General features: G+C 34.3%; 16 protein-coding genes. 14 read left to right on the top strand and 2 right to left on the bottom strand.

Annotated features, from left to right (window positions below; all coding sequences use genetic code 11):
* Positions 1–865: 865 nt before the first annotated feature.
* On the bottom strand, positions 866–1,471 hold the full coding sequence (locus FQU23_RS10085; protein ID WP_147673704.1) for an RNA polymerase sigma factor: 606 nt from the start codon (positions 1,469–1,471) through the stop codon (positions 866–868).
* 338 nt (positions 1,472–1,809) lie between these two features.
* Between FQU23_RS10085 and FQU23_RS10080 the strand changes: the two genes are divergently transcribed.
* From FQU23_RS10080 to FQU23_RS10015, 14 genes are all read left to right on the top strand, one after another.
* Positions 1,810–2,964 (top strand): FecR family protein, encoded by a 1,155-nt coding sequence (locus FQU23_RS10080; protein WP_147673703.1) that lies wholly within the window; start codon positions 1,810–1,812, stop codon positions 2,962–2,964.
* 205 nt (positions 2,965–3,169) lie between these two features.
* Positions 3,170–6,682 (top strand): SusC/RagA family TonB-linked outer membrane protein, encoded by a 3,513-nt coding sequence (locus FQU23_RS10075; protein WP_245181104.1) that lies wholly within the window; start codon positions 3,170–3,172, stop codon positions 6,680–6,682.
* 18 nt (positions 6,683–6,700) lie between these two features.
* A complete protein-coding gene (locus FQU23_RS10070) occupies positions 6,701–8,110 on the top strand; it encodes a RagB/SusD family nutrient uptake outer membrane protein (protein WP_147673701.1) in 1,410 nt (469 codons plus the stop codon).
* Between the two features lie 80 nt (positions 8,111–8,190).
* The gene (locus FQU23_RS10065; protein ID WP_147673700.1) at positions 8,191–9,321 is read left to right on the top strand and encodes a TlpA disulfide reductase family protein; all 1,131 of its coding nucleotides are present in this window, start codon (positions 8,191–8,193) and stop codon (positions 9,319–9,321) included.
* An 85-nt stretch (positions 9,322–9,406) separates the two neighbouring features.
* On the top strand, positions 9,407–12,199 hold the full coding sequence (locus FQU23_RS10060; RefSeq protein ID WP_147673699.1) for a M16 family metallopeptidase: 2,793 nt from the start codon (positions 9,407–9,409) through the stop codon (positions 12,197–12,199).
* Between the two features lie 120 nt (positions 12,200–12,319).
* Positions 12,320–14,260, top strand: a complete 1,941-nt coding sequence (locus FQU23_RS10055; protein WP_147673698.1) for a protein-disulfide reductase DsbD family protein — start codon at positions 12,320–12,322, stop codon at positions 14,258–14,260.
* 24 nt (positions 14,261–14,284) lie between these two features.
* A complete protein-coding gene (locus FQU23_RS10050; protein WP_147673697.1) occupies positions 14,285–15,784 on the top strand; it encodes an aminotransferase class V-fold PLP-dependent enzyme in 1,500 nt (499 codons plus the stop codon).
* 141 nt (positions 15,785–15,925) lie between these two features.
* A complete protein-coding gene (gene hppD / locus FQU23_RS10045; RefSeq protein ID WP_147673696.1) occupies positions 15,926–17,056 on the top strand; it encodes a 4-hydroxyphenylpyruvate dioxygenase in 1,131 nt (376 codons plus the stop codon).
* Complete coding sequence (locus FQU23_RS10040) at positions 17,053–18,288, top strand: pyridoxal phosphate-dependent aminotransferase (protein WP_147673695.1); 1,236 nt, start codon at positions 17,053–17,055, stop codon at positions 18,286–18,288. The genes hppD and FQU23_RS10040 overlap by 4 nt, the downstream gene beginning before the upstream one ends.
* Before the next feature lie 271 nt (positions 18,289–18,559).
* Entirely contained in the window at positions 18,560–20,047 is a 1,488-nt protein-coding gene (locus tag FQU23_RS10035) for an aminotransferase class V-fold PLP-dependent enzyme (RefSeq protein WP_147673694.1), read from the top strand.
* A 55-nt stretch (positions 20,048–20,102) separates the two neighbouring features.
* Positions 20,103–21,095 carry a thioredoxin-disulfide reductase gene (trxB, locus tag FQU23_RS10030; RefSeq protein ID WP_147673693.1) on the top strand — a complete coding sequence of 331 codons (993 nt, stop codon included), beginning with the start codon at positions 20,103–20,105 and terminating at the stop codon, positions 21,093–21,095.
* 434 nt (positions 21,096–21,529) lie between these two features.
* Positions 21,530–22,630 (top strand): NAD(P) transhydrogenase subunit alpha, encoded by a 1,101-nt coding sequence (locus tag FQU23_RS10025; protein ID WP_147673692.1) that lies wholly within the window; start codon positions 21,530–21,532, stop codon positions 22,628–22,630.
* 11 nt (positions 22,631–22,641) lie between these two features.
* Positions 22,642–22,944, top strand: a complete 303-nt coding sequence (locus FQU23_RS10020) for an NAD(P) transhydrogenase subunit alpha (RefSeq protein ID WP_147673691.1) — start codon at positions 22,642–22,644, stop codon at positions 22,942–22,944.
* A 7-nt stretch (positions 22,945–22,951) separates the two neighbouring features.
* Positions 22,952–24,358 carry an NAD(P)(+) transhydrogenase (Re/Si-specific) subunit beta gene (locus tag FQU23_RS10015; RefSeq protein WP_147673690.1) on the top strand — a complete coding sequence of 469 codons (1,407 nt, stop codon included), beginning with the start codon at positions 22,952–22,954 and terminating at the stop codon, positions 24,356–24,358.
* 832 nt (positions 24,359–25,190) lie between these two features.
* Here the strand turns inward: FQU23_RS10015 and FQU23_RS10010 are convergent.
* Positions 25,191–25,541, bottom strand: coding sequence for a winged helix-turn-helix transcriptional regulator (locus FQU23_RS10010; RefSeq protein WP_147673689.1), 351 nt, complete (start codon positions 25,539–25,541; stop codon positions 25,191–25,193).
* Positions 25,542–25,625: the final 84 nt, after the last annotated feature.

Genomic DNA, 25,625 nt, shown 5'->3' with positions numbered 1-25,625 from the left:
TTAAGATAATTTTGTAAAATTACAAATAGATACTCGATATTTTATCGAGTATCTATTTGCAAATATACATCTTTTATTGTGATTTTAAAAGTATTTAATCGGTAATTAATCGATTATCTATCCGTAAATATACATATAATTTATACAATGGTAATTCATCAGCAAATTAATTATCAATACTATAATTGAATATCTGTATTTTAAACCAATAGGATAGCACTTTCAATTTTTACGGAGTTTTGTTTTAATCATACGGTGCTTATTTCCTATATTATGTTTCGCTCTAGTATAGCTTGTCACTAATGGTCTTTATATCATCTTTGTACAAATAAGTTATATCTGACAAGGAAGATTAAGTTGAAAAACGTCACGATGTGCCATTCGTGAAACTGTACATGCTAACTTAGCTATCACAGAAAGTTAAGAAATAAATCTTAATTTTAACTTATGAAGCAAGTCCCCAAAATTTATGATAAAGCTTTTGGATATGCTAACATAAAGTTAAGCTAGTTTTTTCCTAACTCAGTCTTCATTTTTTGTTAGCATATTCAGTTCCTATTGTTGGATAGAATAATTCAAAAGACCTAAATATCAAAGTTATTTTCTCATAAGAGGAAGCCTAAGGACTTAGTGCCTATTTATTTTTTGAAATTTACTATTTATAAAATGTCTGTTAAATACAAAGTGATAACAACAGAGAACGAGATTTTAAAAAACTCGTTCTTTTGTTGTTTATAAACTGTAATATTGAGTTTTATTTACGTTATAATTCAACTCCAAAGTGAGGCATAATTTGCGCTTCGCAAGTAAAGGAAAGAGACTTTGAAGTCTTTATGATAATCCTAATGTCAAGCTTTATAGTACCTTAAAAATTTAATCCTAAATTTTTCTTTATTGTGAATAATAAAAATAAGAAGGTTTTTGATTTTTCCTCAAGAGAAGAACGTAAAATAGAAAAAGCCTTTGTTATTTGTGCTTCAACCGTTTTTATTGATACGTGAAGATGCTCGGCTATTTCAATATTAGTCAAACCTTCTTGTTTACTTAAAATGAAAACTTCTTTGCATTTTGGAGGAAGATTCTGAATTTCTTTTTTTACAACCGTAAGTATTTTATCAAATGACTCCGAATCATCTTCGAGAACAAATGCATTTAATGCTTCATGATAGTTTTTTTCTAGGGTAAAAAGAGTTTGATTTTTACGGTATTGATCTATAAATTCATTGTATACTGATTTATATAAGAAACTCTTAATAGAATGATTAGTCTTTAACCGGCTTCGTTGTTCCCAAGTTCTCACAAAAACATTTTGAACAATATCCTCTGCTGTATACACATTTTTAATCAGGCTGTTTGCATATACACAAAGCCTATGATGATAGTTATCTATCATATAAGTAAATGCTTTTTCATCACCACTCCTGAGTGATTCGATTAAGACATCATTATCATTGTAATCCTCCCTTTTCATGAAAACAAATAAAAGAAATTATAATTGAATATGCATCAAAAATAAAAATATATTAAGAAATTGTTAGGGTTTTCCTTTTTTGACTCGTAATAACAATGTAAAAGTACTATTAAAGCGAGAACGATTTATTACAGCTTAAGTTGTGGAATAGAAAATTATTAGTAGGATAGTATGTCATTTTTAATGTTAATTATGGTTAAGAGGAGTTAATCAGTTAAGTAGTCAATTGGATAATGAATAGCACTAAAAAACAGATTAACTAAATAAAAACAAAAATAGATTATCAAATTGTTAGGGTTTTGTTTTTTAGCTTCGTAATAATATAAAAAGAGAATAAAATGACAGCGAAACAGTCTGAACGATTAATCGTCAAATATATCACAAACCAAGCCAGTCAAGATGAAATGGAACTTCTTACTATATGGCTTGAGGATGTGGATAATCAAAAAGTGTTTAAGGATTTTTTAAAAACCAATTACGCTATAGATTATATGATGAGTACCTTTGATGCTTCTGAAGCTAAAAAGAAACTCTTGTTAAAAATCAGACAAGACAATAATGTTTTTTATAAACGAAAAATACAGTCGTATTTTAAGTATGCTGCAATTTTAATTGCTGTTTTAGGTGGTTTTTATTTTTATCAAAACTTAAACACTCACAGTACTGAGGCTAATAATGTTATAGTTCCAAAAGAAAATGCAATAGTTTTACAGGTAGATAATGAATCAGAACAAATTATTGACCCTACAAATACTCAAAATTTGACGGATAATTTAGGGAAGATTATTGGAAAACAAAACAAAAGTAAATTAGTGTATTCGAATTTAGAGTCGAATGTAAAATTGATTTATAATACCTTAAAGATTCCTTACGGAAAGACTTTTGAAGTTGAATTGTCCGATGGTACAGTAGCTTATTTAAATGCTGGAAGTACATTACGTTTTCCTACTCAATTTAATAAAAAGGGTAATAGAGAGGTTTACTTAACAGGTGAAGGATATTTTGAAGTGGCAAAAGATAGATCACACCCTTTTATTGTTAATACTCAAGAAATGAATGTTGAGGTTTTAGGAACTAAATTTAATGTAAGTTCTTATGCCGAAGATGTTGCTACCGATGTTGTACTTGTAGAAGGTAAAGTTTCTCTTTATAAAGGAGTGAAAAAAGCAGATAAAATGGTGTATTTATCGCCAGGTTTGAAAGGTAGTACTGTAAATGGTCAAGGTAAAATTACCAAAGTGAAAGTGAATACAGATTATTATACAGAATGGATGAAAGGTAATTTGGTTTTTAAAAATGCTTCCTTTAGTGACATTATCATAAAATTGGAACGCCGTTACAGCGTAACTTTTATTAATAAAAATAATACATTAGGTAAAGAAGTTTTCAATGCTCGTTTTGATAATGAGTCGATTGAAACTGTTTTGAAATATTTTAGTGATAGTTATGCTATTAATTATGAGATAAATAAAAACATCATTGTTATCAAGTAAAATTTAATTTAAAAAAAGTAATGCCTATGATATAAAAAATAATAAGTACAGGTCATATTTAAAAAACCGGAAAATGCGTCAACATTTCCCGGCAATTGTAATATGATTAGAAATTAACTAACCACAATTAAAAGTATTTAAAAGTATGAAAAAAGTCTCGAACAAAATCAGGTTTAATAAGCCTTTTTTGAAATTTGATTTAAAAATGAAATTAACCACATTATTTTTATTAGCGACAATGTCAGTTATGCACGCAAGCATTTCTTATTCTCAAAATACAAAAGTGTCTTTGAATGAGAATAGTATGACTATTGCGAAAATTATTGAAAGAATTGAGTATACCACAGATTATCGATTTGTTTATAATGTTAAGTCTGTTGATTTAGATCGTATAGTAAAACTTAATGTATATAATGCTAGCATTGAGACTGTATTAAATAAATTATTTAAAAATACAGGAACTGAATTTAAAGTAGAAGGAACTCATGTTATTTTAAAAGAATTAGGTGCTGCTATAAAAGAACTGAAACCTACTCCAAATAAGCAAATTCAAGCTTTTGTTGTAAAGGGTAAAGTAACCGATGAAAAAGGAATGCCTTTGCCAGGAGCAGCAGTTGCTGATAATGGATCAGGAAATGGAGTCACGACTGATTTAAACGGAGAGTATGAGATTAGTGCAGTCAGTTCAGCAACTACATTAGCATATAGCTATGTTGGTTTTGTTAGACAAGAAATAAAAGTTGCTGGTAGAAGCCTAATCAATGTGACTCTTATTCAAAGTAATCAGGAATTAGGGGAGGTATTAGTTACAGGATATCAAAACATCTCCAGTGAAAGAGCGACAGGGTCTTTTTCTAATTTAAAATCGAAAGATTTTAAAGAACAACGTTTAAGTAGTTTGGATAAAATATTAGAAGGACGTATTGTCGGGTATCAAGGCGGAAAAATTAGAGGGACTACTTCTATGACTGGTTTGACAACGCCATTGTATGTAATAGATGGTTTTCCTGTTGAAAATACAAAACTGACTCCGTACGCTGATATAGAAGAGAACTTGCCCAATCTTAATTTGGAAGATATTGAAAATATTACTGTACTAAAAGATGCTGCAGCGTCATCTATTTACGGAGCACGTGCAGCAAATGGGGTTGTGGTAATTACTACTAAAAAGGCCAAGGCCGGAAAAACAACTATTTCATATTCAAGCAATTTAACTGTTACTCCTTATAGAAATTATACTGGTAACCTTACTGATTCTGCTGATATTATTGGTTTAGAAAAAGGTTGGGCAGCTGGGAATCCTGATTTGCAGGGAACAAATAGTGCTAGTTATGCACAATCATTATTAGATAATGCTGTGTTTACTAGTCAGGGGATGCAAACTCTTTTAAATGGATACGCTGGAAATATTTCGCAAACTGAAATGAATAATAGTTTGAACGGTCTTGGAGCACAAGGGTATAAATATTATGATGATGTTGCCAGATATGCAAAACGTGACCAGTATTTTACTCAACACAACATAAGTTTAGGCAAAGCAACTGAAACCAATAGTTTTAATGCCTCTTTAACTTACAAAGGAAATCAATTTGAAGATGTATATACTGATAATAAATCAGTTGGTCTTAATTTAAAAAATTCAACACAAGTTAACAGCTGGTTATCTATAGATTTGGGAACCTATCTTAATTACGGTAAAGGCAATACACAAAGCTATAATGCTTTTTTTCCAGAATTTAAATATCAGCCGTACAATCAATTGGTGAATAATGATGGTTCTCATTTTACTTCGACAGCGGCGTCTCGTTATAGTAACTTTACGCTTCAATCGATGCAGAATTATGGTCTTTACAACATGGATATCACGCCAATGGATGAGTTTAGAAGAAATTTAACAGAGAGTAAATACTTCCAAAATAGAACTTACGCCAAATTCAATGTAAAGTTCAGTAAAGTATTTGCCTATAATGCTATGTTTCAATACGAATATGGCGTAGATCGTGACAGTCAGTTAAGAGATAAAAATTCTTATAGTGTAAGAAATCAGGTAAATGGTTTAGTAACTATCGCTAATAATAAAGCAGTTTATAATTTACCTTACGGTGATATTATAAAAGAAACCAATCAAACTTCCAATGCTTACAATTTTCGTCAGCAGTTAAACTTTGATCAGATATTTAATGGGAAACATGATGTTTCAGCCATTGCGGGTATGGAAATACGTCATACAAAACAAGAATTTGACAATAGTACGCGTTACGGTTATGATGCGCAGACATTGTCTTTTACGCCAATAAATCAGATAGATTTACTTAAAGTTTACGGATCTGTTTTTGGTGGTTACTTAAGTCAGAGTGAATTTTCATTAGAAAAAGAATTGCAAAATCGTTATGTCTCTTTATACAGTACAGGAGGTTATACTTTTGATAAAAGGTATTCTGTAACAGGAAGTATTCGGATGGATCGTTCTAATCTTTGGGGGACGAATAATAAATATCAAAACAAACCAACCTGGTCCACCGGAGCAGCATGGAATATCGATAAAGAATCGTTTTTTGAAGCTTCATGGGTAAATGCACTTAAACTTCGTGCTTCGTACGGTATTGGAGGGAATATCGCCAAAGACTCAGCGCCTTATCTTACAGCATACTACAGTTCTAATCCTAATGTTGGAGGAATCCAAGGAAGTGTGAGTTCACGACCAAATCCTGAACTATCATGGGAGAAAACAACAACAACTAATATAGGTTTAGATTTTGCATTCTTTCAAAACAGATTAAGCGGAACTTTTGATGTCTACAACAAAAAAGGAGAAGATTTGTTAGCCAGCAGTCAAGGAATTCCAACAGAAGGATGGGGTTACTCTACTTACAAAATCAATAATGGAGAAATGACTAACAAAGGGATCGAAGTTAGCTTAAGAGGAACCATCGTAAGAACGCCTTCTTTTTCTTGGGATGCGGCTGTTTTATATGCCTATAATAAAAATAAAGTTGATTATGTAAATGTAGTAGCTCCAGTTTATTTCCTACAGTTAGATTACCCTCAGTCATTTCCAAGAGTTGGAACAAATTTCAACTCAGTATACGGATATAAATGGGCTGGATTAAGCAGTACAGGACTACCACAAGTTTATGATGCTTCCGGAACTGCAGTAAAATATAATCCTGGTCAACTGGATGCCATAAAAGATTATGGTTCAACAGTACCCACTCATAGTGGTTCTTTCCATACTTCAGCAGCTTATAAAAACTTCTCTCTTTCGGCACTTTTTATTTATGAATTAGGTCATAAAATTCGAAATACATTTTTACCAATGTTGAGTAATAATTATTCAGGTGCAATGGGAGGTTATATAGCAGATATCAGTATTGTAAACAAAAACATTGCAAATCGCTGGATGCAGCCGGGTGACGAAGGTTTTACAGATGTTCCGAGAGTAGTATATGAATACGATCCGGAATTTAGTTCTGATTCACGTACTATTTATTCGTATGCCGATGTCAACATTCTTGACGCTTCGAATGTAAGATTAAGTAACATTTCACTTTCATATCAAATGCCTTCAGCGCTTATTGAAAAAGTAAAATTACAGGATATACGCTTCAATTGTAATGTAGAAAATGTTTTTACTCTAGCCAAAAGCAGAGATGCTAAATATCTTATAGGTGGCTTCCAATCTCCAAATATTGTATTTGGTGTAAACGTAAATTTCTAATTTTAAAAGACAACAACGATGAAAAATATATATAAAAATATAGTTTGCTTATTAGCATTGGGATTGGCTTTTACCTCTTGCGATAACTATTTAGATGATGTTCCAAAAGGCTCAAAAGTACCAACAACGTTAGCAGATTTTGAAGCTTTTATACGTTCCGAATACGGAAGCCATAGAGTAGATGTTACAGCAGCTTTACAGTTACTAAACGACAGATTTTTAACAATTGCAAGTTTAGCAAACAACCGCTTGGACAACGCAAATTATATGTGGGATGAAAATGCAGACCGCATTGCATTAAAGCAGTCTGATGAGACTGCATACTATGCAAGTTATGCAGGTATTTCGACTTTTAATTTAATTATCGAGAATGCATTAACTGCAACTCAGGCGACTGAAGAAGAAAGAAGAGCAGTTTGGGCTGAGGCAAAAGTATTGCGTGCCATGAATTATTACAATTTGGTAAATTTTTATGCGGATACTTATTTAGCGGCAACAGCTTCAACAAAATTATCGGTGCCTTTAATTACAAGTGCTGATATTAATGCAGCAAGCAAACAGGTAAGTATTCAAGAAATGTATGATTTTATTCTTACTGATGTAAAAGATGCCTTGCCGTATTTACCAAAAGTTTCACAAACCGCTTTGCATCCCAATTTGGGAGCCGGTTATGCTTTTTATTCACGTGTTTATCTGCAAATGAATAATTATACAGAAGCCTTAAAATATGCTGATTTAGCTTTAGCCGAAAACAACAAACTTTATGACTGGGTAGGGTATTATAATACTAATAAAGCAATCATTGAAGTCCCAAATTCATATATAGCAACAACATCTCCAATGGGATATAATTATGTAGAGAATTATACATTCCGTCACGGAGCTACATCAAATGTAACAACAGAGCAAAACGATGTTCCGGTAGAACGCGCTCTACGTTTTGAAACTGGAGACGCACGTTTTATGTCGCGTTGGAAAATAAGAACAGTTGGTACAGAGACTTCTTATAGAAGAACAATGGCCGGAAGTTTTAATTATGGCGGAATTACAACTGTAGAGATTTACTTAATCAAAGCAGAATGTCTAGCCCGTGCAGGACAAATTAGTGATGCATTGAGTTTATTAAACACAGTTCGTAAAACTCGTATACTTCCAGGTTCTTATCAAGATATAGCAACTTCAGATAAAACGACAGCTCTGAATGCTATTTTTAAAACTAAAAATAATGAGCTGATTATGTCAATTGTTCCTTTTGCAGATACTCGTCGATTAAATGCTGAAGGCGTTTACAAAGTAAGTTTCTCAAAAATGGCAAATGGAACCACGTATACTTTGTCTCCGGAGTCTCATTTATGGACCATGCCCTTTCCACAGGGCGCTGTAAAAAACCCAGGAAATGGAACACTAACTCAAAATGTAGATAAATAATGAAACAAAGCTTCCTGATTAGGAATAATTTTCGATAAGGAAGCCTTGTTATAAAAAATAATTAAATACAATTAAAAATCATGAAAAATACAGGTTTAAAATCAGCTTTATTAGCATTAGCACTAGTAAGCACAATCTCATCTTGTTCTAAAAAGGCAGAAGGTTTCACAATCAATGGAAAGTTTTCCGATGTAAAGGATGGAATCGTTTATTTAGAGTTTGAAGATGGGGATAAAAAAATCACAGATTCAACTAAAATTGTTGGAGGAAGTTTTACTTTTAAAGGAAAAGTAGATGAACCTCTATTATATAAAATAAAACTTAAAGGTTCTGAAACAGGAGTTGTTTTTTTATTAGATAACGAAAATATTGCTTTCGAAGCCAAAAAAGATTCCATGTATTTGGCAAAGGTTTCGGGGGCCACTCAGGATTCTATTTATAAATCTTTTTATAAAAATGAATTCAAAAAAATATCTGGTATAGCAGGTCCAATCTATAAAATTTCAGATTCTTTGACTCATGGCGGAAAAGTAGAAATGACTGCCGAGCAAAAAATAATGATGGATAAACGTTGGGATGATATACAAAAATTTGCAGATGATCTAACAGGCAAATTTATTAATTCACATAAAGATAAACTGGCAGGAGCTTTAGTAACTCAAGATCGAATTGCTTCTTATGGTACCCCTGAACAGCTTAAAAAATACTTTGCTATTTTGACTCCAGAAGTGCAAAAATCATTTTATGGTAAAAAGTTAAAAGCAACAATTGCCCTTAATGATAAAACGGCTGTTGGTGCTGTCGCTCCTGAGTTTTCTCAAACAGATGTAAATGGAAAAATCATAAAATTATCCGATTACAAAGGGAAATATGTTTTAGTTGATTTTTGGGCAAGTTGGTGTGGCCCTTGTAGAAAAGAAAATCCTAATGTAGTACTAGCTTATAAAACTTTTCACGATAAAGGATTTGAAATATTAGGGGTTTCTTTAGATGATAAAAAGAATCTATGGGAAAAAGCCGTCGAGAAAGATGGTTTAACGTGGACACATGTTTCGGATTTAAAGGGTTGGAAAAATGAAGTAGCAATTTTATACGGTGTAAGTTTGGTTCCAACTAACTATTTAATAGGACCTGATGGTAAAATTGTGGCTAAAAATCTTCGCGAAGAAGCACTTCAAACTAAATTGAAAGAAATTTTCAGTAAATCATAACACTGTTCTTAGGTGTAAACTATAAAGCGATTGTTAAAATGATGATCGTTTTATAGTCTTAGATATAAATCTCTCAATCATAAAAATGAAAAAAAATATTTTTGTGGGCATTTGCTCACTAGCATTCTGCACTCTAATTTCTGCACAGGATAAATCAGTTAATTTTAAAAAAATCAAGGAGTTAGGTGGTATAGAGGAATATTTGTTCCAGCCAAACGGCATGAGTCTACTACTTTTGCAGGACAATGCATCGCCTGTCGCAACTGTGCAGATTGTATATCGCGTAGGTTCTAAAAACGAGGTTTTAGGTAACACAGGTTCTACACATCTTTTGGAACATTTGATGTTCAAAGGAACGACTACTTTTAATAAAAAAAATGGTAATGATATTACCAATTCTTTGCAAAACACTGGAGCGAAGTTAAATGCTACAACTTGGTACGACCGAACTAATTATTTCGAAACATTGCCAAGTGATAAAATTGAATTAGCACTTCAAATTGAAGCCGATAGAATGCGAAATTCTTTATTACTTAAAGAGGATAAAGATGCTGAAATGACGGTAGTTCGTAATGAGTTTGAACGTAATGAGAACGATCCCAATAGTTTATTAAATAAGGAAATTTGGTCAGCGGCCTATATTGCACATCCGTATCATCATTCTACCATTGGTTGGTTATCAGATATTGAAAAAGCACCAATTGAAGTTTTGCGTAATTTTTATAATACCTATTACTGGCCTGATAATGCAACTTTAACTATTATTGGAGATTTTAAAAAAGACAATGTTTTCGAATTAATCGAGAAGTATTTTGGAAAGATTACCAAAGCGCCTAATGTAATACCACAACCCTATACTGAGGAGCCTGTGCAATATGGAGCTCGTAAAATTGTAGTTAGAAAATCAGGGGAATTGGGAGTTATAAACAAAGCGTATAAAATCCCAGGTGCTTTGCACGAAGATTTACCAGCATTGAATATTTTGGGTCAAATTATCGGATCTGGTCCTTCAGCTATTTTAAGCAAAACTTTTGTGGATAGCGGGATGGGGATTTATACCTATGCATCCGCTACTAATTTTAAAGAAGTTGGCCTTTTTTCTATTGGAGTTGGCTTTCCAACCACATCAAAACATGAGGATGTCGACGCTAAAATAAGTGAGGTTATTGCTAAAATTCAAAAAGAAGGAGTAACTCAAGAAGAAGTGAATCGTGTAGTTGCTGAAATTAGTGCACAAACGATTTTAAGCCGCGATGGTTCGGGAGTTATTTCTTCAAGTCTAAACGAAGCCATTGCCTCTGGTGACTGGACAGATTATGTTACAGGAGTTGACAGACTTAAAAAAGTTACACCAGCAGATGTTTTACGTGTGGCTCAAAAATACTTGATAGAAGATCAAAGCACGACTGGGTATTTTATTCCGAAACAAAGCGGTACACAAGGCCAAGGTGTCGCACATGCAAATAATGTCATTCCTGAAAATGCTCCGTTTTACTACAGACATCCAGAGGGTGGACATTCAGGCGATGGAATTTTGTCAGCTGTTTCAATGGAACAAAAAAACAATGCGACAGAAATAGCATTAGATGAAAATGTAATTAAAAAAAGTACTTCGTCATATAAACGAGAAAAAGTCGTTGGTATTGATGTAGTTTCAATTAAAACTTCGGCTAAAGATTTTGTAACGGTAGAGGCTAGCATTTCGTTAGGAAATTTTGTCAATGAGAATAATAACTCGATGATTCCATCTTTGTCCATTTCTATGTTATCAAAAGGAACTACAAAAAACAACAAATTTAAATTCTCTGAAAAACTGCAAAAATTGGGAGTTTATCTTCAGCTTGATGCCTCTACTAGCAAGATAAGCATTGGTTTTAAATGTTTGAAAAAAGATTTAGATCAGGTAATTGCTTTATTAGCAGAAGAATTACGCTATCCTTTATTTGATGATAAGGAATTTGAAAACTTAAAACAGCAGTTTATTGGAAACACGAGACAAAATTTAAATGATCCTAATCAAAGAGGACGTATAGCTTTATCTCAAGCAATTTATCCAAAAGGAAATCCAAATTACAATTTAAGTGTTGAAGAGGATTTGGCCAATATCAAAAATGCGACCCTTGATGAAATAAAGGCTTTTCATAAGAAATATTGCGGTCCAGCATCCATGCATTTAGTAATTGTTGGAGATACGGATGGAGCTAATTTAAATACTTCTTTAAAAAAATCATTTAATAATTGGAATGGTGGAGTTTCTGAAGAATTAAAATCCGATGAAATCAGCAAAGCAGAAGTAAAAACAGAAGTAGTTACCATTGCAGAAAAACCAAGTGCCGAATTATTCATTGGACAATACACCGGTTTAAAAAAAGCAGATGCTGATTATATTCCATTTTTCATTGCCAATTATACATTAGGAGCTGGTTTTGCTGGTCGTTTGATGCAAACCGTTCGCGATATTGATGGTTTAACCTATAGCATTTCATCAAGTTTAGCCGGAAATATTACTACTGGTGGCTATTGGTTTGTAAATGCATCTTTCAATCCAAAATTATTCCAAAAAGGATTAGACGCGAGTATGGTTCAAGTAGAGAAATGGGTAAAAGATGGAATAACTGAAGAAGAATTAAAAAACAAAAAAACTAATTTAATTGGGAGTTTCAAAGTAGGTATGGCCACAACAACTGGAATGGCTAGAGCAACTCTAAGTTTTGTTGAAAGAGGTTTAGATCCAAGTTATATCGAGCAATACCCAAAGGATATAGAGAAAGTGACATTGAAACAAGTCAATGATGCTATCAAAAAATACATTCAATTGGATAAAATGATCATTATCAAGTCAGGTTCAATTGATCAGGACGGCAATCCGTTACAATAAATTTTAGTAGTTGTCTTTCATTATTTTTCATTTTAGAATTGAATTAGTTATTATTTCTGTGAAAGACCTAAAAGAGCTGTTTGCCGACAGCTCTTTTTAATAAACAAAAAAAAAAAAATCATGAAAAATAGTCTAGTTACCTTACTATTATTGCTTAGTTGCAGTATGTTTGGACAAATGTACCATCCAGTGAAATGGAGCACTTCTTTTGAGAAAATTTCTGAAAAGGAATATATTTTAAAAGCAGAAGCCACGATACAATCAGGATGGCACTTGTATGGCCAATATATTGAAGAAGGAGGACCATCAAGAACGATTTTTACTTTTAAAAATCCAGAAAAAAGTTTCGAACTTATCGATAAAACTACCGAAGAGCAAGGACATGAAGTAGTTGATAAGATTTTCGATATGAAAATTAAATATTTTGAAGATAAAGCACTCTTCACACAGAGAATAAAATTTACTTCTAACGATATTACCAACATTGCAGCCGAAGTTGAATTTATGGTTTGTGATGACACCAATTGTTTGCCGCCATCTTCGGAGGAATTAGCGTTTAAATTTCCAAATGCTAAAAAAGTAACAGTTGTTGAAACATCGGATGCAAAAGGCGCAATAGAAAAGCCTCAAAAGAGCTCAGGAGGATTAATTAACCTTTTTATTATAGCCTTTTTATCGGGTTTTGCAGCCTTATTAACACCATGCGTTTTCCCGATGATCCCTATGACGGTAAGTTTTTTTACGAAACAAAGCAAAACTAAAGCAGCAGGAATTAGAAATGCTTTGATTTATGGCTTTTCTATTATCATTATTTACGTTTTATTAGGTTCGATTGTAACTGCTGTTTTTGGAGCCGATTCGCTCAACGCACTTTCAACGAATGTTTGGTTCAATATCATTTTCTTTATTTTGTTGGTGGTTTTTGCCTGTTCGTTTTTGGGAGCTTTCGAAATTATGTTACCAAATGCTTTAGCGAACAAAGTAGATTCGCAAGCTGATAGAGGAGGACTTATCGGTATTTTCTTTATGGCTTTGGCATTGGCAATTGTTTCTTTCTCTTGTACAGGACCTATTGTAGGGACTTTATTAGTAGAAGCAGCTTCGAAAGGTGGTATTGCTCCAATTATTGGAATGTTGGGATTTTCATCTGCTATTGCTTTGCCTTTTGCTTTATTTGCTGCTTTCCCAGGTTGGCTGAATTCATTGCCAAAATCAGGAGGCTGGTTGAATACGGTTAAGGTAGTTTTAGGATTTTTAGAATTGGCTTTGGCTTTTAAATTTTTATCTAATGCTGATTTAGTTCTACAATCACACCTTTTAGAAAGAGAAGTGTTTTTAGCAATTTGGATAGCGGTTTTTGGAATTTTAGCCTTTTACTTATTCGGTAAAATTACACTGCCACATGATTCACCAATCAATCATATTTCCGTAGGAAGATTAAGCTTCGGACTATTAGTTTTAACTTTTACCATTTATCTGATTCCGGGACTTTGGGGTGCGCCTCTTAAAATAATTAGTGGATTTCCGCCTCCAATGCATTATAGCGAATCGCCTAATGGTCTAGGTCAATCCAACAATCAAGGAGTGGGATCAGCTTCAGATTTACCTGAAGGCGCTGAATATGGAGCTCAAAACATAATCACTTTTCATGATTATGATAAGGGAATGGAGTTTGCAAAAAAAGAAGGAAAACCAGTTTTGTTAGATTTTACAGGATATGCCTGTGTAAATTGCCGAAAAATGGAGGAACTGGTTTGGTCAGATACTAAAGTTTTAGGAGTTTTAAAAAATGATTTGGTTTTAATTTCACTTTATGTAGATGATAAAAAAGAATTACCAGAAAATGAACAATATGTTTCTGAAACTACCGGAAAAAAAATTGAGACAATTGGTAATAAATGGAGCGATTTACAAATTAAAACCTATAAGGCTAACGCACAACCTTTTTACGTAATTGTAGATCATAGTAGTGCGAATCTAATAGAACCTTCGGCTTACAATCCTGACATCGAGAATTATTATAATTGGCTGAAAAGTGGAATTGGAAATTTTAAAAAATAAGATTTTTTAATAAAAATTTAAAAAATGGAAACGCAGTTATATAAAGTGCCTTTAAAACCATTAGAAGAGCATTTTTCAAAATTCAGAGAAAATACAATAGGAGTGAGTTGCCAATTCCTGTCGCACTACGGAACACAAAATCTTCTTTATGCTGACTGGATTGCCAGTGGAAGATCATACGGACCAATTGAGGATATAATGCGAAATAAAGTGGGGCCGATGATAGCCAATACGCGTTCCTTTTCAAGCCAAACTGCTAAAGCATCTACTTATGCTTACCAGTATGCTAGAGACTTGATTAAAAAGCATGTCAATGCCGATGATAATGATGTTTTAATAACTACTGGCACAGGAATGACTGCCGCGCTAGCTAAGTTACAACGAATTATGGGTTTGCGATCCATGGATAATATACTCAACGTCAAATTGTATCATGAAAATGAACGTCCAGTGGTTTTTATTACCCATATGGAACACCATTCCAATCAAGTTCCCTGGTACGAAACTATTGCTGATGTAGTGGTTTTAGCTCCTGGTCAAAATAATTTAGTTGATCCAAATGAACTTACTAAAGCACTTGAAAAGTATGCACACAGAGAGTTGAAAATTGGGTCTTTTACCGCTTGTTCTAATGTTACGGGAATCATTACGCCGTATCATAAATTGGCTAAAATTATGCATCAATACGGAGGCTATTGTTTTGTTGATTTTGCAGCTTCGGCACCGTACGTAAAAATCGATATGCATCCTGAAAATCCTGATGAACAATTGGATGCCATATTCTTTTCACCTCATAAATTTCTAGGTGGGCCTGGAACTTGCGGAGTTTTAGTATTTAATGAAAAATTATATCAGGCAAATTACCCTGATAATCCAGGAGGAGGAAATGTAAAATGGACAAATCCTTGGGGAGGATATGCGTACAATGATTCTGTAGAAGTTAAGGAAGATGGTGGAACTCCCGGGTTTTTACAAGTAATTCGCACCGCTTTATGTTTTGAACTTAAAACACAAATGGGTATTGAAAACATTAAAAACAGGGAGATTCAGTTAGTACATCTTTGTTTTAATGAATTGCAAAAAATAGATGGTTTGAAGATTTTAGGAGATACCGCAGTCGAAAGAATAGGCTGTGTTTCTTTTACGATTGAAAACATTCATTACAATTTAATTATACGGATTCTAAATGATCGTTTCGGAATTCAAGCACGTGGTGGTTGGTCATGTGCGAGCACATACGCGCATAGTCTTTTTAATATTGATGATGAAAAATCTGCAGTAATAGCAAAAGGTATAGCTGATAAAAATTTGACTGACAAGCCAGGTTGGGTACGTTTGTCGTTACATCCAACGATGACAAATGAAGAACTTTTATTTATTTGCAATGCGATAAAGGAAGTAGTCGATAATTATCTAGACTGGCAAAAGCCTTACAAATATAACTCGAATAGGAATGAGTTTGAGTTACCATTAAGTAAGGAAGCCATTTATTCTGATGTAGAAAAATGGTTTTATATTGAATAATAAAACTTGAATACAAGTTTATTCATTGAGTGTATATAGATAAAAAGTAAAATTGATTTTTGTTATTATCGTCCTATGGGTACAATGGTGAAACAGAAGTTGTTAATCATAAGTTTAAAACAATTATTTAGAAAATATAATATGGACACAACACAAATATTTTTAAAAAATAAAGAGGAAGAACAAGATTTTCTCCCTTTGCAAGGAACAGATTATATAGAGTTCTATGTGGGGAACGCCAAACAAGCAGCTCATTTTTACAAAACAGCTTTTGGTTTTCAAAGCCTCGCCTATGCAGGCCCAGAAACGGGTGTGAAAGACAAAGTGAGTTATGTAATCCGACAAAATAAAATAACGTTTGTGCTAACTACTCCTTTGCGAACAGACAATGAGATAGCCGATCATATTTATAAGCATGGTGATGGTGTAAAAGTAATAGCATTAAAAGTAGATGATGCTACTAGTGCCTGGAAGGAAACTACGAGCCGTGGTGCCCAGAGCTACCTAGAACCCAAAGTAATGGAGGATGAAACGGGTGAAGTTATTATGAGTGGCATTCACATCTACGATGACTCAGTTCATTTATTTGTAGAACGAAAAAATTATACCGGTTTGTTTATGCCTGGTTTTGTAAAATGGGATAGTCGATACAATCCAACCTCGACAGGGTTGCTTTTTGTTGACCACTGTGTGGGTAATGTAGGCTGGAACCAAATGAATAAATGGGTGAAATTTTATGAAGATGTAATGGGCTTCAAAAATATTCTATCGTTTGATGATAAAGATATTTCTACGGAGTACTCTGCCTTGATGAGCAAAGTAATGAGTAATAATAATGGCTATGTAAAATTTCCGATTAACGAACCTGCCGAAGGCAAGAGGAAAAGTCAAGTAGAAGAATATCTTGATTTTTACAAAGGAGCTGGTGTACAACATATTGCCATAGCCACCTCAAACATTATAGAAACAGTGACGATGCTGGAACAACGTGGTGTAGAATTTTTAAAAATTCCACCAAGTTATTACGAAACAGTATTAGATAGAGTAGGCAAAATTGATGAAGATTTGATGCCCTTGAGTAAGTTGGGCATTTTGATTGATAAAGATGATGAAGGGTATCTTTTGCAGATATTTACAAAGCCTATCGAAGACAGACCTACATTATTTTTTGAAATCATTCAGCGCAAAGGAGCAAAAAGTTTTGGTAAAGGAAACTTTAAAGCATTGTTTGAAGCAATTGAAAGAGAGCAGGAGGCTCGTGGTAATTTATGAAACTCTCAACAATAGCCGAAACATTGCCTAGTTCTCAGATACTGGCAATCAGCAACTCCATAAAACAAAGGATACAAGCAGGTGAGAAAATTTACAATTTGACAGTGGGTGATTTTGACTCTCAATTATTCCCCATACCCGAAGTTTTAGAGGAGTATATCCTTAATGCTTACAAGAGCAAGTTTACTAATTATCCATTAGCCGAGGGCAACTTGGATTTAAGAGAAGCAATTGTATCATTTACAAAAACCTTCCAAGGGATGATTTATGAGCCGTCAGAAGTTTTAGTAGGTTCTGGGGGCAGGCCATTAATCTATGCTTTGTATCGCACCCTTGTTGACCCAGGAGATAAAGTAATTTATCCCGTTCCTTCTTGGAACAATCATTACTATACACAGTTCACTGGAGGAGTTCCTTTAGAAATTGAAACAACCGCTGATAATAACTTTATGCCAACAGCAGAGCAAATTGCTCCTCATTTAAAAGAGGGGGTACTATTAGCACTATGTTCTCCGCAAAACCCTACAGGAACGGGGTTCACGAAACAAAATTTAAAAGCAATTTGTGAACTCGTTTTAGAAGAAAACAAACGCCGTTCTGATGGAGAGAAAAAGTTATACATACTTTTTGACCAGATGTACTGGCCTTTGACCTATGGGGAAAATCAACATCATGATCCTATTTCGGTTTTGCCAGATATCCGCCCATATGTGATATATGTAGATGCCATTAGTAAATCTTTTGCTGCTACGGGTGTAAGGGTAGGATGGGCAATGGGATCTTCAGTTGTATTGAGTAAAATGAAAGCTATCCTCACTCATGTGGGTGCATGGGCACCAATGGCAGAACAAAAAGCTGTTGCGACTTTTCTTGTGGATACAGTAGCAATTGAAAAATATTTGCTACAATTTAAAGCAGAATTAGAGGAACGCCTGCAAATGATTTATAATGGTATTCTTTTATTAAAGCAACAAGGTGTTGCTATTGATGCCATTGCTCCACAGGCTGGGATTTATTTAACTGTTAAAATTGAGGTAGCCGACGCACACACATTATTATTGGAACAAGCAGGCATTGGTGTCTTGCCTTTTTCGGTATTTGGTACAGCTAAAGATTCACCTTGGTATCGCATAAGTGTTGGTACTTTTAAAAAGGAAGATATACAACCTATGTTAGAAATTTTAAAAAAAGTATTACTCCCATTACCGATGATAAGGAATGATACCGCATAAACATCATACACGGTTTAGAAAACTAGACGCAGGTTTGTATTCGTTCATTGCGGTTTTCTTAAAACTATATGAGTAAACAAGATAAGGAAATTGGAGTGCCATTGCAGACAACCCCAGGAAAAATATTTTAGTAGAACAGTTAAAAGCTGAAATTAAACCTTATATGATTGGGTTTGGTAAAATAAATATTGGGAAGTAATTCTCGAATTTAATTAGCCTAAGACTAAAATGACCAATTTTTTAAAAAATAAAAAATAAAATTACAAATACAGTGAATACAATAGAAAAACCAACCAAATTAGAGCTGTACTTCCGGCAGTTTCGTAACAATATTATAGGAATCAATCAGCAGTTTGAATCCCCCTATGGAGAAAAAGAAATCATCTATACAGATTGGACGGCTAGCGGACGCTTGTATCGTCCTATTGAGGAAAAACTAATGAACGAGTTTGGTCCGTTTGTCGCTAATACCCACACTGAAACTACTGTTTCCGGAACTGCCATGACCAAAGCCTATCACAAAGCACGTCACATTATCAAATATCATGTGAATGCGAGTAGTGATGATGTTTTGATTACGGATGGAACTGGAATGACGGGAGTCATTAATAAATTTCAACGTATTTTGGGTTTAAAAATACCTGAAAACATGAAAGAATTCATAAGCATTCCCCCCGAAGAAAAACCAGTCGTTTTTATTTCACATATGGAACATCATTCCAATCAAACCTCTTGGCTGGAAACCATTGCTGATGTTGTGGTCATTCCACCTTCTGGAGATGGGTTGTTTTCCGAAGAGAACTTAGAATTATTATTGGAAAAATATAAAGAAAGAGCTTATAAGATAACCTCGATTACTTCTTGTTCGAATGTAACTGGTATCCGAACTCCTTATCATCAAGTCGCCAAACTAATGCACCGTCATAATGGACTTTGTTTTGTTGATTTTGCCTGTTCTGGACCTTATGTGCAAATTGATATGCATCCTGAAGATCCAGAATGCTATCTTGATGCTATTTTCTTTTCCCCACACAAATTCCTGGGTGGTCCAGGAACCCCAGGAGTATTGGTTTTTAACAAAAAGCTATACACTAATATGATTCCAGATTGTCCTGGAGGAGGCACCGTTTCTTGGACTAATCCTTGGGGCGAGCACCAATACATTGACAATATTGAAGATAGGGAAGATGGTGGAACACCAGGTTTCTTGCAAGTGATAAAAACGGCCTTGGCAATTCAGCTAAAAGAACAAATGGGAATTGATAATATTCTGAATAGAGAACATGAGATTGTGGAATCTATTTTTGACTCTTTGGGGAATACGTCCAACATCAAAATTCTTGCTGGTCAGCATCACGATAGGTTAGGGGTGATTTCTTTTTATATTGACGATTTGCATTTTAATTTGGGTGTGAAACTATTGAATGATCGTTTCGGAATCCAAACCCGAGGTGGATGCAGTTGTGCAGGAACCTATGGGCATTTTTTATTGCACGTAGATCAGGAAACTTCCCATAAACTCATTGAGGAAATCACTTTGGGTGATTTAATAAGAAAACCGGGTTGGATTAGGATGTCTATTCATCCAACTACCACTACTGCCGAAATTGAGTTTGTCTGTGACAGCATCAAGGAATTGGCGGCAAACCATGTAGCATGGGCTTTGGACTATGATTATAATGCGATTACCAATGAGTTTGTGAATAAAAATGCACAACCTTTGGAAGACGAATTGGTAAAAGGATGGTTTTCGATTTAAAAATTAAAAGAAAAAGACCAAGAATTTAACTTCAATAATTAAATAAAATAGTATTATGTCTGATACAATCGAAAAAATAAAATGCCTTATTATAGGTTCTGGTCCTGCGGGTTATACCGCAGCCATTTATGCCGCCAGAGCCAATATGAATCCCGTTTTATACCAAGGAACGCAACCAGGCGGGCAACTGACAACTACCAACGAAGTGGAGAATTTCCCTGGATATGTTGATGGGGTTACGGGTCCCGAAATGATGGTTCAGTTGCAAAGTCAAGCGCAACGTTTTGGAACCGATGTGCGTGATGGCTGGGCTACGAAAGTAGATTTCTCTGGGGATATTCACAAGGTTTGGATAAATGATAGCATCGAATTGCATTGTGAGACTGTAATAATCTCAACAGGAGCTTCTGCCAAATATTTAGGATTGCCATCAGAGCAACATTATTTAAAAATGGGTGGTGGTGTTTCTGCCTGTGCTGTTTGTGACGGATTTTTTTATAGAAACCAAGAAGTAGTAATTGTAGGAGCCGGGGATTCAGCCTGTGAAGAAGCCCACTATTTGTCTAAGCTTTGTAAAAAAGTAACTATGTTGGTTCGAAGTGAAAAGTTTAGAGCTTCAAGAATTATGGAAGAGCGTGTCCGTAAAACGGAGAATATCACTATTTTGATGAACCACGATCCCGTTGAAGTATTAGGTGATGAGCAAGTTGTTGAGGCGGTAAAAGCATTAAACAAAACTACAGGAGCTATTGTTGATATTCCATCTACAGGTTTTTTTGTCGCGATTGGTCACAAACCCAATACAGATATTTTTAAAGAGTATATTACACTGGACGAAACAGGATATATTGTCAATACTGCGGGTTCTTCAAGAACAAATGTACCAGGTGTTTTTGTGGCTGGTGATGCCGCAGATCAGGTGTATCGTCAGGCGATTACAGCCGCAGGAACTGGTTGCATGGCAGCACTGGATGCTGAAAGATATTTGGCTTCCAAAGAGCATTCAGTTTTAAGGGTAGAGAAATTTACTCAAGAAATTATGGTTTAAGTCCTTTGAAATATCCGTGCAGTATTTTATGCGCAAAAAGAAAAATACTTTATAAAACAGGTCTCATATTAAAGAATTAATTTAAAATGATGTTGTATAATATTTTCAAAATAAAGTGCGGATATTTTGGAATAATATAAACCCAATACAGGAGAATAACCGGTATTAGTTTTTTTTCTATTTTATAGCTTGGCATTGTGTTGTTTTTTAATGGATGTTATAGCTTAAAATTAGGATTTTTTTAATTTTCTTAGAAGACCAAGTTAGCCTGTCCTCTAGTAATAAAAGAATTTTATGATCAATTCGACGAATAGTTCTGATTTTGTAAGTTATTGAAGCACAAATTCAAAAATCATCTAGAATTCATAATATGCTAATTTTTTATGCTTTTTTATTTTTTTGTAAAAAAAATTAGCCAAATAAATGTAAAATAAATGAAAATAGGAGTAATAAAAGAAAACCAAAAAGGGGAAAAAAGAATAGCCATTTCGTCAAATATTTCAAAACTGCTTATTGAAAAAGGTTTTGAAATACTTGTTGAAGAAGACGCAGGATTAGCGTCTTTATATAAAAATTCTGATTATGAATCGGTTGGAGCTAAAGTCACAAATAGAGCTACACTTTTTGAAGAATCAACAGTCCTTATCAAAATTAACCCATTTGATGAAGACGATTTAAAGATGGTAAATAACACTCACATTTTAATGAGTCAATTGTACCATAAATCGAATGCTGAATTAGTAAAAGCTATCGCTTCAACCGGAGCAACAGCATTTTCAATGGATGCCATGCCTCGTATTTCAAGAGCCCAAGACATGGATGTGTTGAGTTCACAAAACAATTTAGCGGGTTATAAAGCGGTAATTGTTGGTGCTAACGAAATGACCAAAATATTCCCTCTAATGATGACCGCCGCCGGAACAATTGTTCCTTCTAAAGTATTGATTTATGGTATTGGAGTGGCAGGGTTACAAGCCATTGCAACAGCTAAAAGATTGGGAGCTGTGGTTCAGGCTACTGACATTAGATCTGAAACTAAAGAACAAGCAGAGTCCCTGGGGGCAAAATTTATTCTAGTTGATAATTCAGGGGAGACCTCAGAAGGAGGCTATGCCAAAGAAGCTTCTGAGGACTATGCACGCCGACAGAAAGAGGCCGTTAATGACTCTCTATTTCAAGCTGATTTGGTAATCACAACAGCCATGGTTCCTGGCCGAAAAGCTCCGGTATTAATCACAGCAGAACAAGTTAGACAAATGAAAAACGGAGCCGTTATCATTGATTTAGCCGCGGCTCAGGGAGGTAACTGTGAGTTAAGTGTTATCAATGAAACCGTTGTCGAAAATGGAGTTAAAATCATGGGGTATACGATGGCTCCTGAAAGTGTTTCAACAAATGCAAGTGAATTGTACGCCAAGAACATGTACAATTTTATCAACCATTTGACCCAAAACAATGAATTCAAATGGGAATTAGAAGAGGAAATCACCAACGGTACTTTAATCGTATATAACGGAGCTATTAGACAAAATTAAAACAAAAGAAAATGAATGATTTATTGAATTTTTTAACTGAGAATCTTAACCTTATATATATTCTAATATTTGCCATATTTATTGGTGTAGAATTAATCAAAAATGTCCCATCAGTCTTACATACACCATTAATGTCTGGAGCAAATGCTCTGAGTGGTGTCGTAATTGTAGGAGCCATTCTGGTCATGTTAGAAGCCCAAACCACTTTGGCTTTAGTCCTGGGGTTTATAGCTGTAATTCTGGGAACCATAAATGTTGTTGGTGGTTATGCTGTTACTGATAGAATGTTACAAATGTTTAAAAAAAGAAAATAATCGAATAATGAACTTAGAACTTAGCTTAATATATTTAGTTTCAACCCTAACGTTTGTTTTCGGTCTGAAATTTTTAGGACACCCGGAAACAGCCAAAAAAGGAAATCTTATCTCAGGAGCCGGAATGGGCTTAGCCATTCTTGGAACATTGTTATTTCATGGTATTGATAAGGTGCCAACAATGAATTACATTCTAATTGGATCTGCTTTACTAATTGGAACTATTTTAGGTTGGATAATGGCCATGAAAGTGGCGATGACCAAAATGCCCGAATTAGTTTCTTTGTTTAATGGTTTTGGTGGTGGTAGCGCACTATTAATCGGTATTGTAGAGTTTGGCAACAATGTAGGGGTCGAAGATACAAAGAAAGCGTCTTCGGCAATTCTAGCAACAATTCTATCGGCCATTGTCATTGGCAGTATCACTTTTACTGGAAGTTTAGTGGCCTGGGCAAAATTAAACGGATCGATGAAAGATCTAAGATTACCCAAATATAATTTAATTAATAATGTGCTCTTCATTACCCTTGTAGCATTTTCAGCCTACATCGTTATGATGAATACAGATAGTATGATGTTAATTTACATTATATTAATTGCTTCTTTAATTTATGGGTATTTATTTGTCGCTCCCATTGGTGGTGCCGATATGCCCGTTGTCATATCATTATTGAATTCATTAACTGGTATTGCCGCAGCAATCACAGGCGTGCTGTATGGAAATATGGTGATGATTGTTGGTGGTATTTTAGTAGGTTCTGCAGGATTCATATTGACATTTGTGATGTGTACAGCAATGAATCGTTCACTATCTAATGTTATTTTTGGGGCATTTAGTGCCAGCTCTGATGCTTTTGCCGGCACAGCCACAAAAGTAGGTGGAACCATAAAGAAAACAACGGCTAGCGATGCTGCGGTAATGATGAATTATGCAAGCAAAGTTGTTATTGTACCCGGTTACGGATTGGCTGTTGCCCAAGCACAACATGCTATTCATGAGCTGGAAGAGCAACTGACTAAAAAAGGCGTAGATGTTTGTTATGCAATTCATCCGGTTGCGGGGCGTATGCCAGGACACATGAATGTTTTATTAGCAGAAAGTAATGTTGATTACGGTAAATTAATAGAAATGGATCATATCAATCCGCAATTTGCAAATACAGATGTTGTATTGATCGTTGGGGCAAACGATGTGGTTAATCCGGCGGCCAATAATGATCCTTCTAGCCCAATATATGGAATGCCTATTTTAGATGTGGAAAACGCAAAATACATTATCGTTAATAAACGTAGTATGAATGCAGGTTACGCAGGTATCGAAAATGAGCTTTTCTTCAATCAAAAAACTTCGATGTTATTTGGTGATGCAAAAGAGGCTTTAACGAAATTAGTGGCAGAGTTGAAGAACATTTAGCATTTATTTTAAAAAAAGGATTTAAACAAAGCCATGAGAAATCATGGTTTTGTTATTATTACTTGCAAATTCCAATGCCACTGATCATCTTATTCCAATTTGTAGTGACCATTGAATTCCAAATCATTTTATAAGTATCAATTCAGTTGTAATGTTTTGATTTTAAGTGTGATAAAGGCATGTTTGGAAATGGATTAATTACTAATTTGTACTGGTCAATTAAAACTGGAATGGGGTGGTCAGTTTGACCATTCTTTCCATATTGAGTGGATCATTAAAGCTAAATTCATGACTACTTGTGCCTCTGGGAACAGAAAAATTTTCTTTAGGCAGAGAAAGTCCCTTGAACCGTTCCAAGACTCTGTCCGGACTGGGGATTTTCAGGAAAGGATTCTGTTTTAAATGCCGGTTGAAGTTGCCCGATAGGTCTTCAATACAATCACCTCCACAGAAATAAACGCTCCAGAAAGAATACAAAATGTCTTTCCACTGATATCTTGATTGAGCGGGTAATGGTTTTAATTAAGGAGATTCCCTAATTTAAGAGTTTCAAATTCTTTTAAAACGAAATTTAAACCATCCAAATGGACTTATGTCCGAAGAAATTATTACTTTCATAATTGGTATTTGATGCAACACCAATTTAGGTGAAAATACCCAAACCACAAAGCATTTGGTGTCAAATCTTTGCGGTTATTTTTAATGTAGACATGCGGATTTAAGGTGCAATTCCGCGCCATCGGGTTCATTGTTGGCTTTACAAGCCCAACGAGCCCTTAACTATTAGCGGTAGTTTTTTTACAGTTTCTAAAAATATAACATTTTTTATTAACTAGTCAGTAGCGAATATTTTCTTTCTATGATTTACTCCCCAATCTTTTAGAGCATAAATAATTGGTGTTAGCGTGTCTGCATAATCGGTTAGTTTGTAAGATATTTTTACAGGATAATCTTCAACAATTATTCTTTTGATAAGTTGATGTTGTTCCAAATCTTTAAGTTCTTTTGCTAATACTTTTGGTGTTAATCCAACAATACTTTCTTGAATATCAGTAAATCTTTCGTTGCCAACGCCAACAGAAATTATTATTGGTAACTTCCATTTTCCATTTATAACTTCTAGTGTGTCACGTACAGGTTTTACGGTCTCAAGACAGTCGCAAAACATTTTATTTTTTGCCATAATTATTGTATTTTCACTTTCTTTAAGGAAAGCGCTATACAAAGGAAAGTAATTTTAAGTAATTTTGCAGTATAATTAATTTAA

It is taken from the genome of Flavobacterium sp. XN-5 (assembly GCF_008033395.2).
Lineage (GTDB): Bacteria > Bacteroidota > Bacteroidia > Flavobacteriales > Flavobacteriaceae > Flavobacterium > Flavobacterium hiemivividum.
Note: the sequence above shows the minus strand (reverse complement) of the source record. Positions and strands in the feature narration are given on the sequence as shown.

What these genes read in the sequence shown, in the direction of transcription:
- FQU23_RS10050 (WP_147673697.1), top strand. Translation starts at nt 14,285, where the DNA reads ATGGAAACGCAGTTATATAAAGTGCCTTTAAAACCATTAGAAGAGCAT.
- FQU23_RS10070 (WP_147673701.1), top strand. Translation starts at nt 6,701, where the DNA reads ATGAAAAATATATATAAAAATATAGTTTGCTTATTAGCATTGGGATTG.
- FQU23_RS10080 (WP_147673703.1), top strand. Translation starts at nt 1,810, where the DNA reads ATGACAGCGAAACAGTCTGAACGATTAATCGTCAAATATATCACAAAC.
- FQU23_RS10075 (WP_245181104.1), top strand. Translation starts at nt 3,170, where the DNA reads ATGAAATTAACCACATTATTTTTATTAGCGACAATGTCAGTTATGCAC.
- hppD (WP_147673696.1), top strand. Translation starts at nt 15,926, where the DNA reads ATGGACACAACACAAATATTTTTAAAAAATAAAGAGGAAGAACAAGAT.
- FQU23_RS10065 (WP_147673700.1), top strand. Translation starts at nt 8,191, where the DNA reads ATGAAAAATACAGGTTTAAAATCAGCTTTATTAGCATTAGCACTAGTA.
- FQU23_RS10010 (WP_147673689.1), bottom strand. Translation starts at nt 25,541, where the DNA reads ATGGCAAAAAATAAAATGTTTTGCGACTGTCTTGAGACCGTAAAACCT.
- FQU23_RS10025 (WP_147673692.1), top strand. Translation starts at nt 21,530, where the DNA reads ATGAAAATAGGAGTAATAAAAGAAAACCAAAAAGGGGAAAAAAGAATA.
- FQU23_RS10060 (WP_147673699.1), top strand. Translation starts at nt 9,407, where the DNA reads ATGAAAAAAAATATTTTTGTGGGCATTTGCTCACTAGCATTCTGCACT.
- FQU23_RS10085 (WP_147673704.1), bottom strand. Translation starts at nt 1,471, where the DNA reads ATGAAAAGGGAGGATTACAATGATAATGATGTCTTAATCGAATCACTC.
- FQU23_RS10020 (WP_147673691.1), top strand. Translation starts at nt 22,642, where the DNA reads ATGAATGATTTATTGAATTTTTTAACTGAGAATCTTAACCTTATATAT.
- trxB (WP_147673693.1), top strand. Translation starts at nt 20,103, where the DNA reads ATGTCTGATACAATCGAAAAAATAAAATGCCTTATTATAGGTTCTGGT.
- FQU23_RS10040 (WP_147673695.1), top strand. Translation starts at nt 17,053, where the DNA reads ATGAAACTCTCAACAATAGCCGAAACATTGCCTAGTTCTCAGATACTG.
- FQU23_RS10055 (WP_147673698.1), top strand. Translation starts at nt 12,320, where the DNA reads ATGAAAAATAGTCTAGTTACCTTACTATTATTGCTTAGTTGCAGTATG.
- FQU23_RS10015 (WP_147673690.1), top strand. Translation starts at nt 22,952, where the DNA reads ATGAACTTAGAACTTAGCTTAATATATTTAGTTTCAACCCTAACGTTT.